This window comes from Tepidimonas sp. (assembly GCF_029335975.1).
GTDB lineage: Bacteria > Pseudomonadota > Gammaproteobacteria > Burkholderiales > Burkholderiaceae_C > Tepidimonas.
In genome coordinates this window covers 1-9,417 of record NZ_JARJMT020000110.1, presented here as the reverse complement: position 1 = coordinate 9,417, position 9,417 = coordinate 1, and the positions used below count along the sequence as shown (strand labels likewise).

General features: G+C 67.7%; 8 protein-coding genes and 1 pseudogene. 3 read left to right on the top strand and 6 right to left on the bottom strand.

Translation table 11 applies throughout. The features are described from left to right. Nucleotides 1-73 precede the first annotated feature (73 nt). The 3 genes and pseudogenes from mutL to miaA all read left to right on the top strand — a co-directional run. Nucleotides 74-649: pseudogene (mutL, locus tag P3W97_RS06145) on the top strand (DNA mismatch repair protein MutL); the annotation flags it as partial. Between the two features lie 29 nt (nucleotides 650-678). Then, a complete protein-coding gene (locus P3W97_RS06140) occupies nucleotides 679-1,935 on the top strand; it encodes a multidrug effflux MFS transporter (RefSeq protein ID WP_300844817.1) in 1,257 nt (418 codons plus the stop codon). Between the two features lie 9 nt (nucleotides 1,936-1,944). Continuing rightward, nucleotides 1,945-3,015: a tRNA (adenosine(37)-N6)-dimethylallyltransferase MiaA gene (miaA, locus tag P3W97_RS06135; RefSeq protein ID WP_300844814.1), complete on the top strand. Its 1,071-nt coding sequence runs from the start codon at nucleotides 1,945-1,947 to the stop codon at nucleotides 3,013-3,015. Here the strand turns inward: miaA and P3W97_RS06130 are convergent. From P3W97_RS06130 to P3W97_RS06105, 6 genes are all read right to left on the bottom strand, one after another. Beyond that, a complete protein-coding gene (locus P3W97_RS06130; RefSeq protein ID WP_300844811.1) occupies nucleotides 2,966-3,925 on the bottom strand; it encodes a nitronate monooxygenase family protein in 960 nt (319 codons plus the stop codon). The two genes, miaA and P3W97_RS06130, sit on opposite strands and share 50 nt — an antisense overlap. An 11-nt stretch (nucleotides 3,926-3,936) precedes the next feature. Then, entirely contained in the window at nucleotides 3,937-5,727 is a 1,791-nt protein-coding gene (locus P3W97_RS06125; RefSeq protein ID WP_300844808.1) for an acyl-CoA dehydrogenase, read from the bottom strand. Between the two features lie 58 nt (nucleotides 5,728-5,785). Beyond that, a complete protein-coding gene (locus P3W97_RS06120; RefSeq protein ID WP_300844806.1) occupies nucleotides 5,786-6,727 on the bottom strand; it encodes an electron transfer flavoprotein subunit alpha/FixB family protein in 942 nt (313 codons plus the stop codon). 17 nt (nucleotides 6,728-6,744) lie between these two features. After that, a complete protein-coding gene (locus tag P3W97_RS06115; RefSeq protein ID WP_300844803.1) occupies nucleotides 6,745-7,494 on the bottom strand; it encodes an electron transfer flavoprotein subunit beta/FixA family protein in 750 nt (249 codons plus the stop codon). A gap of 142 nt (nucleotides 7,495-7,636) precedes the next feature. Further along, nucleotides 7,637-8,914 carry a mechanosensitive ion channel domain-containing protein gene (locus P3W97_RS06110; protein WP_300844801.1) on the bottom strand — a complete coding sequence of 426 codons (1,278 nt, stop codon included), beginning with the start codon at nucleotides 8,912-8,914 and terminating at the stop codon, nucleotides 7,637-7,639. 5 nt (nucleotides 8,915-8,919) lie between these two features. Continuing rightward, the coding region (locus tag P3W97_RS06105; protein ID WP_300844799.1) for an enoyl-CoA hydratase-related protein at nucleotides 8,920-9,417 on the bottom strand (498 nt) is incomplete at its 5' end.

Below are 9,417 nucleotides of genomic sequence, written 5' to 3'. Positions count from 1 at the left end.
GGTGGCCAGCAGCGCGTTGCGGGCGCGCTCGAGGACCCGGCTGCCACCGTGCTGATCCAAATCCGCCAGCACCGCGCTGGCCCAGCTGCACGGCATCTACATCCTCGCCGAAAATGCCAACGGGTTGGTGCTGGTGGACATGCACGCCGCCCACGAGCGCATCGTGTACGAGCGGCTCAAGGCACAATTCGATCGCCTGGACGAGGCAGCCATGCCCAGCCAGCCGCTGCTGATTCCGGCCACCTTTGCCGCTACCCCGCTGGAGGTGGCAACGGCCGAGCGTTGCGCCGAGGTGCTGCAACGCCTGGGCCTGGAGGTGGTGCCGTTTTCGCCCCAGACGCTGGCGGTGCGGGCCGTGCCGGCGCTGCTGGCCCAGGCCGACGCCGTGGCGCTGGCCCGCGCGGTGCTGGCGGATTTGGATCAGCACGGTGGCAGCCGGGTCCTCGAGCGCGCCCGCAACGCGCTGCTGGCCACCCTGGCCTGCCACGGTGCGGTGCGCGCCAACCGCCGCCTGACCCTGGACGAAATGAACGCCCTGCTGCGCCAAATGGAAGCCACGGAGCGCAGCGATCAGTGCAACCATGGCCGTCCGACTTGGCAGCAGCTCAGTCTGCGGGAGCTGGATGCGCTGTTTCTGCGTGGGCGGTGACGAGCGGCCCGTTCTGATTCCCCCTCACCATGCAGACCTCCCCTGCCCGCGCCGAAATGACCCCTGGATGGGTCGTCGTGTTTCTGTCCCTGCTGCTGGGCATTCAGCCGCTGGCGACTGACCTGTATCTGCCCGCCCTGCCTGCGATGACGGCGGCCTTTGCCGCGCCGATGTCGCAGGTGCAGGCCACGCTGACCGCGCTTCTGCTGTCCTTTGGGGCTGCGCAACTCGTCTGGGGGCCGGTGTCGGATCGTTTCGGGCGGCGCCCGGTGCTGCTGGCGGGCCTTGGGGCGTTTGTGCTGGCTGCGATCGGCAATGCGCTGGCGGCCAACATCGAGCAGCTCATCCTCTGGCGCATCGTGCAGGGGGCGGCCATGGGCGCATCGGTGATGGGCGCGCGCGCCATCGTGCGCGACCTGTATGCGCCTGCCGACGGCGCGCGCATGATGTCCAAGGGGCTCACCGGGCTGGGGCTGTTCGCTTGCATCAGCGGCCCGCTGGGCGGCTGGCTGACCGAGCACTATGGCTGGCGCGTCACGCTCGCGGCGCTGGCGGTGTTTTCAGCCGTGTCCCTGGCCCTGGTGCTGCTGCGCTTTCGCGAGACGCTGCCCGCGCCCAACCCGCTGGCCCTGCAACCACGCGAGATGCTGCGCGTCTGGGGCCGCATCGCGCGCCACCCGACCTTTTGGGCCTGGGCGCTGCTGGCTGCGACCTCCTACGGCGGGCTGTTTACCTTTTTGGCGACGTCGTCCTTCGTCTTCATCACCGTGCTGGGCTTGAGCAAGACGCACTATGGCCTGCTGATGCTGTCGATGTCGATGGTGTACATCATCGGGACCGTGGTGTGCCGGCGCCTCATCCCCCGTTTCGGGGTGCGCCGCACGGTGGCGGTGGCAGCCGGCTTCACCCTCACCGGGGGCACGTTGTGCGGCGTGCTGGCGCTGCTGGGGCTGCACACCACCTGGGCCATCATGGGGCCGTTTTATCTGTTCGTCCTGGCACACGGGGTGCACCAGCCGTGCGGGCAAAGCGGCGCGGTCTCGCCCTTTCCGCAAACAGCGGGGGCGGCGTCGGCGCTGGCCGGCTTCGTCATGATGCTGACCGCATTCGGCATGGGCACCTGGCTGGGAGCGAACATGTCCACCGGGGCGGACACAGGGGTCTATCCGTTGACCAACGGCCTGTGGTTTTGGGCCGTGATCATTGCCGCCGTGGCGTGGACCCTGGTGCAGCGCCACGGCGAGGCGCGCCGTGCCCCCGTACCGGCGCCGGGGCCAACGCGATAATCGCGCCCCATGCAGCCCCATCACAGCCCCTCGGCATGCGGCTGGTTGGCGCTGGCGGGTCCCACCGCCAGCGGCAAGACCGCCCTGGCGCTGGCGATCGCCGCGCGCTGGCCGGTGGAGATCATCAGCGTCGATTCGGCCCTGGTCTACCGCGGTATGGACATCGGCACCGCCAAGCCCACCGCGGCCGAGCGGGCCGCCGTGCCGCACCACCTGATCGACATCCGCGACCCGCGAGAAGCCTACAGCGCGGCCGAGTTCGTGCGCGATGCGCGCCGCTTGGTGGCCGAGATCCGGGCGCGCGGGCGTTGGCCGCTGCTGGTCGGCGGCACGATGCTGTATTTCAAGGCGCTGTTCGATGGCTTGGACGAATTGCCACCCGCGCATCCGGCGCTGCGCGCCGCCATCGAAGCCGACGCGCAGCAGCGCGGCTGGCCCGCGCTGCATGCCGAGCTGGCCCGCGTGGACCCGGTGACCGCGGCGCGCCTGCCGCCGACCGACACCCAGCGCATCGGCCGCGCACTGGAGGTGTGGCGTGCCACGGGACAGCCGCTGTCGGCGTTGCAGCGCCGCTGGACCCTGCCAACTGCAGCCGCCGCCCCGCTGCACATCGATGGTTTACCCGGACGGCTGCTGTCGCTGGAGCCTGAGGAGCGGGCCTGGCTGCACCGGCGCATCGACATGCGCTTTGCCGCCATGCTGGCCGAGGGCCTGGTGGACGAAGTCCGGCGCCTGCGCGCGCGGGGCGACCTCGGCCTCGAACTGCCCTCGATGCGCTGCGTGGGCTACCGCCAGACATGGGAAGCCCTGGACGCCGCTGCAGCGCAGGGCGACGAGGCGCTGGACGCAGCAGCGCAACGAGCGCTGTGGGAGCGCGGCTGCGCGGCCACCCGGCAGTTGGCCAAGCGCCAGCTCACCTGGCTGCGATCCATCCCTCAGCGCGAAGTGATCCCCATCGACACCCTGGACGACCCCGTACCCGCCGTGCTGGCGAAGGTTCGCTCGGCCTGGGGGGATGAGGGCAGCGCGCTCAGCTGTTGGCGCACAGACGTGCGCGGGCCTGCGCATACTCGCGCTTGAGACGCGCGACCACTTCGGCCGCCGGTCGCACCGCATCCACGACACCGATGCCCTGGCCGCAGCCCCAGATGTCTTTCCACGCCTTCTTGGCACCGTCGCCAAAGTTCATTTGGCTCGGATCGCTCTCGGGCAGGTGATCTGGATCGAGGCCAGCGGCGCGGATGGACGGCTTGAGGTAGTTGCCGTGCACGCCGGTAAACAGGTTGCTGTAGACGATGTCGTCCGAATTGCACTCGACGATGCACTGTTTGTAGGCGTCGCTGGCGCGCGCCTCGTCGGTGGCGATGAACAGCGAGCCGATGTAGGCGAAGTCCGCCCCCATCGCCTGCGCGGCCAGCACCGCCGACCCCGTGGCCATGGAGCCCGACAGCGCCAGCGGCCCGTCGAACCACTGGCGGATTTCCTGAACCAGGGCGAACGGGCTCTTGGTGCCGGCGTGGCCGCCCGCCCCGGCTGCCACGGCGATCAGGCCATCGGCCCCTTTGTCGATGGCCTTGTGCGCAAAGGTGTTGTTGATGATGTCGTGCAGCACCACGCCGCCCCAGCCGTGCACGGCCTGGTTGACATCCTCGCGCGCGCCCAGGCTGGTGATGACGATGGGCACCTTGTACTTTTCGCACAGCGCCATGTCGTGTTCGAGCCGGTCGTTGCTCTTGTGCACGATCTGATTGATCGCAAAGGGCGCTGCCGGCCGATCGGGATGCGCGGCGTTGTGGGCGGAAAGCGCTTCGGTAATCTCGGAGAGCCACTCATCGAGCTGCGACGCAGGCCGCGCATTGAGCGCCGGCATCGCTCCGGCGATACCGGCCTTGCACTGCTCAATGACGAGCTTGGGGTTGCTGATGATGAACAGCGGCGAGCCAATCACAGGGAATGGCACGCGTTGCAGCACGGCAGGCAGTCGTGACATAGGTCGCTACCTCAAAATGCGTCGAGCGCCATCTCGGCGATGGAAGCGTGGCCGCCTACGATGCTGTCGCGCCAGCCGCTGCAGCGGGTCAGGATGTGGTCGGCGTAGAAACGCGCGGTGGCGATCTTGGCGCGCATGAACGCCTCGTCGCGACCGGCGGCCAGCTCCCGCTGCGCGGCGAGCAGTGCGCGCGCCATCTGCCAGCCCGCCATCAGGTTGCCGGCCAGCATCAGGTAGGGGACGCTGCCGGCGTAGGCGGCCACCGGATCGGCCTTGGCCTGCGCGACGATGAAGCGCACCACCTCCTCATACGCCAGCCGGGCGGCCTGCAGGCGCGCCTGCACGGCGCGCGCTGCCTCGGTATCGCTGGCGGCCAGTTCGGCCTCGGTGGCCTGGACCTGCGCGGCGATGGCCAGTGCCGTCGCTCCGCCATCGCGCGCAGTCTTGCGCCCGACCAGGTCGTTGGCTTGGATGGCCGTGGTGCCTTCGTAGATGGTGAGGATCTTGGCATCCCGATAGTACTGGGCGGCGCCGGTTTCTTCGACGAAGCCCATACCACCGTGCACCTGCACACCAAGGCTGGTGACCTCGTGGCTGATCTCGGTGCTGTAGCCCTTGACCAGCGGAACCATGAATTCGTAGAAGACCTGGTTCTGGCGCCGTGTGGACTCATCCGGATGATGGTGCGCGGCATCGTAGGCGGCAGCGGCCACCGCGGCCATCGCACGGCAGCCTTCGGTCAGGGCGCGCATCGTCATCAGCATGCGGCGCACATCCGGATGGTGGATGATCGGCGCGGCGCCGGCTACACTGCCATCGACCGGGCGGCTCTGGATGCGATCACGCGCATACTGCACCGCCTTCTGATAGGCGCGCTCGGACACGGCAATGCCCTGCACCCCCACGGCATAGCGGGCCGCGTTCATCATAATGAACATGTACTCCAGCCCGCGGTTTTCCTCGCCGACCAGATAGCCCACCGCGCCCCCGTGGTCGCCGTACTGCAGCACGCAGGTGGGGCTGGCCTTGATGCCCAGTTTGTGTTCGATGCTGACGCAGTGCACATCGTTGCGCGCACCGAGCGAGCCATCCGGGTTGACGAGGAACTTCGGCACGATGAATAGGCTGATGCCCTTGACGCCTTCGGGCGCTCCTTGCACACGAGCCAACACCAGGTGCACGATGTTCTCGGCCATATCGTGCTCGCCGTAAGTGATGTAGATTTTGGTGCCAAAGATCTTGTAAGTGCCGTCGGGCTGCGGCTCGGCGCGCGTGCGCACCAACGACAGGTCGCTGCCGGCCTGCGGCTCGGTCAGGTTCATGGTGCCGGTCCAGCGCCCCTCGATCATCGGTGGGATGTAGGTGGCCTTCTGCGCCTCGCTGCCGGCGGTCAGCAGCGCCTCGATGGCTCCGTCGGTCAGCAGCGGGCACAGGGCAAAGCTCAAGTTGGCGGCATTGAGGATCTCGCCGCAAGCCGCCCCGATGGTTTTGGGCAGGCCTTGCCCCCCAAATTCGGTGGGGTGCTGCAGCCCCTGCCACCCACCTTCGGCGTATTGGCGAAAGGCATCGGCAAAACCTGGGGTGGTGAACACCTGGCCGTCCTGCCACCAGGACGGGTGCTTGTCGCCCTCCCAGTTCAGGGGGGCGATGACTTCCTCGTTCAGGCGCGCGCACTCCTCCAGCACGGCCTGGGCGGTCTCCAGGTTGGCCTCCTCGAAACCGGGCAACTGTGCGATCTGGTCCAACTGCGCCAGGTGCTCCATGGCAAAGAGCATGTCCTTGACGGGGGCCTTGAAGGTCATGGGGGTCTCCTAGGGCAAAAAAGGGCATCCCTGGGATGCCCGTTTGTCGGTGGCCGAATCAGAGGGCCTGCACCAACTCGGGGACGGCTTGGAACAGATCCGCCTCGAGGCCGTAATCGGCCACGCTGAAGATCGGCGCCTCTGGATCTTTGTTGATCGCGACGATGACCTTGGAATCCTTCATGCCCGCCAGATGCTGAATAGCGCCGCTGATGCCCACGGCGACATAGAGCTGGGGCGCGACGATCTTGCCGGTCTGGCCGACCTGCCAGTCGTTGGGTGCGTAGCCCGCATCGACCGCCGCGCGGCTGGCACCAATCGCCGCCCCGAGCTTGTCGGCCAGCGGGGTGATGAGTTCGTTGAATTTCTCGGCGCTGCCCAGCGCTCGACCGCCCGAAACGATGACCTTGGCGGCGGTCAGTTCGGGGCGGTCGCTCTGAGCCAGTTCGCTCTTGACGAAGGTGCTCTTGCCGGCATCGGCCACCGCCGCCACCGATTCGACCGTGGCCGCGCCACCCGTGCCCGCTGGATCGAAGGCCGTGGAGCGCACCGTGATCACATGCTGGGCGTCGCTGCTGTGCACGGTGGCGATGGCGTTGCCGGCGTAGATGGGCCGCTCGAAGGTGTGTACATCGACCACTGCGGTGATGTCGCTGAGCTGCGCGACATCGAGCTTGGCCGCGACCCGCGGCGCCACATTGCGCCCGCCCGCGGTGGCTGGAAAGAGGATGTGGCTGTAGCCAGCCGCCAGAGCCAACACCTGTGCAGCGACGTTTTCGGCCAGGCCGTGCGCCAGCGCGGGCCCGTCGGCGTGCAGCACCTTGGCCACACCCGCGATCTGGGCAGCGGCCTGGGCAGCGCCAGCGGCCTGATGGCCCGCCACCAGCACATGGATGTCCCCGGCGCCGGCGGCCTGCAGCTCGAGCGCGGCGCCCACCGTATTGAGTGTGGCTCCCTTGAGGGAGGCGTTGTCGTGTTCGGCGATGACGAGAATGGTCATGGCGGCGTGTCCTTTCCTCAGATGACCTTGGCTTCGTTCTTGAGCTTGTCGACCAGCGTGGCGACGTCGGGCACCTTGATACCGGCGCTGCGCTTGGGCGGCTCGGCGACTTTCAGCGTCTTCAGGCGCGGCGCCACATCCACCCCCAGATCGGCGGGCTTGAGGGTCTCGAGCGGCTTTTTCTTCGCCTTCATGATGTTTGGCAGCGTGACGTAGCGTGGCTCGTTGAGGCGCAGGTCGGCGGTCACAATGGCGGGCAGCGAGAGCTTGAGGATCTCCAGCCCACCGTCTACCTCGCGCGTGACCTCGACCGTATCGCCCTGCACCTCGACCTTGGAGGCAAAGGTCGCCTGCGGCAGATCGGCCAACGCGGCCAGCATTTGACCGGTCTGGTTGGCGTCGTCGTCGATGGCCTGCTTGCCCAGGATCACCAAGCCCGGGGCCTCCCTGTCCACCAGCGCTTTGAGGATCTTGGCCACGGCCAGGGGTTGCAGCTCCTCGTCCGACTCGACCAGGATGGCGCGGTCGGCGCCGATGGCCATGGCCGTGCGCAACGTCTCCTGGCACTGGGCCACGCCGCACGACACCGCCACCACCTCGGTGGCAACGCCCTTTTCCTTCAGGCGCACGGCCTCTTCGACGGCGATCTCGTCGAAGGGGTTCATACTCATTTTGACATTGGCGATATCGACGCCGGTGCCGTCGGCCTTGACCCGGACCTTGACGTTGTAATCGACCACGCGCTTGACGGGGACGAGGATCTTCATGCTTGCTCCTGTGGGTGGTGGGACAGTGACGCCGACTTTACGTTTACGTCAACGTCAACTGAGCGCATTGTGAAAAAAGCGGGAGTTCTACAAAAAACGAACGACCGTTCGTTTTTCAGATTATAGGCGGTCGCGCACCGCCTCACAAGCCCCGCACATGCAGCACGCGCTGCGGGTACGGGATCTCCACCCCGTGCTCGCGAAACAGCTCCAGGATGCGCAGGTTGATCGCCGAGCGCAGGCCGAGCTGGCCGTTTTCCGGGTCGGCGATCCAGTACCCCAGCGTAAACTCCAATCCATCGGCACCGAAAGTCGACAGTGCTACCAGCGGGGCTGGGTCTCGCAGCACGCGCGGCTGCTCCAGTGCCGCCTGCTCCAGCAGCCGGCGCACCAGCGCCACGTCGCTGTCGTAGGCCACGCCAACCGCAGTGGACTGCCACACCTTGGGGTCGGACAGCGAGAGGTTTTCCACCCGCTGCGTGATCAGGATTTCGTTCGGCACGATGGATTCGCGCCCGCTGATGGCGCGGATCACGGTGTAGCGCGCCTTGATGTCGGCTACCACACCCTCGAAGGTATCCAGCCGCACCATGTCGCCGATGCGCATGCTGCGCTCGGTCAGGATCACGAAGCCACTGACATAGTTGGCCGCCAGCTTTTGCAAGCCAAAGCCGATGCCCACGCCAATGGCGCCGCCCAGCACCGACAGCGCCGTCAGGTCGATGCCCACTGCCGACAACGCCAGCATCAACCCGACGAACAGCAGCAGCGCGCGAGTCGCGTTGCTGGCGGCTTTGCGCAGCGACAGCGACTCGCCCGTGGCATCGCGCAGCAGCCGCGCCTCGATGGCCGACGAGACCCACAGGGCCACGATGAGCACCGCGCCGGCCGACAACAGCCCCTCGATCAGCGTGCGCACCGACAGCGTCGTGCCGCCGAATTTCCAGGTGATCTGATCCAGCTCGACCAGCACCACAGGCAGCAGCCCAGTGATCCACGCCACCGCCGCCAGCCACGCCAGCCACGAGACGGTGCGCTCGACGGGCCTGAGCCACGCCGCGCCCTTGAACGCCACCTCCAGCACCTTGACGCCAATGCGAATGACCACCAGCGCGATGAGGGCCGGGATCACCACATGCCACACCGCGCGCGGCGCCCACAGCAGCGTCAGCGCACGTGCGCCATAGGCCAGCACCAGCAGCAGCAGCGGAAACAGCACGCCGTCGATGCCGCGGTGACCAAACCATATCGAGCGATCTGCGTCCGGGTTGAAAGCGGGCTGCAGCGCCCGCACCACGAGCCAGGCCACGCCGACGCACAGCGCCAGCGCCGCCAGCTCCAGCAGCGCGCCGGGCTGCGCGAAGGTCTGCAGCCAGGAGCCGAGGTCGTCGATCGGGGCGGGTGCAGCGGGGCGGGCCATACGCGTCAGCCTCCACTGCGCCAGGTCGGCGCGCGTTTGTCGATGAAGGCCTGTACCCCCTCTTGCGCCACCTCGTGCATCATATTGCAGGCCATGGTCTGGCCCGCAAGCTGGTAGGCGGCTTCGATACCGGTCTCGCGGTGCTGATAAAACACCGCCTTGCCCATCGCAATCGCCTCGCGTGGCTTGGACAGGATCGCGACCACCAACCGCTCCACCTCGGTGTCCAGCGTATCCAGCGGCACGACGCGGTTGACCAGCCCACGCCGGTGCGCCTCTTCGGCGCTGATGAACTCGCCGGTCAGCAGCATCTCCATCGCCACCTTGGCCGGCACATTGCGCACCAGCGGCACGCTGGGCGTGGCGCAGAAGAGCCCGACGTCGATGCCGTTGACGCCAAAGCGCGCCTCCTGCGCCGCCACCGCCAGGTCGCACTGCGCCACCAGCTGACAGCCGGCCGCGGTGGCCAGCCCCTGCACACGCGCAATCACCGGCACCGGCAG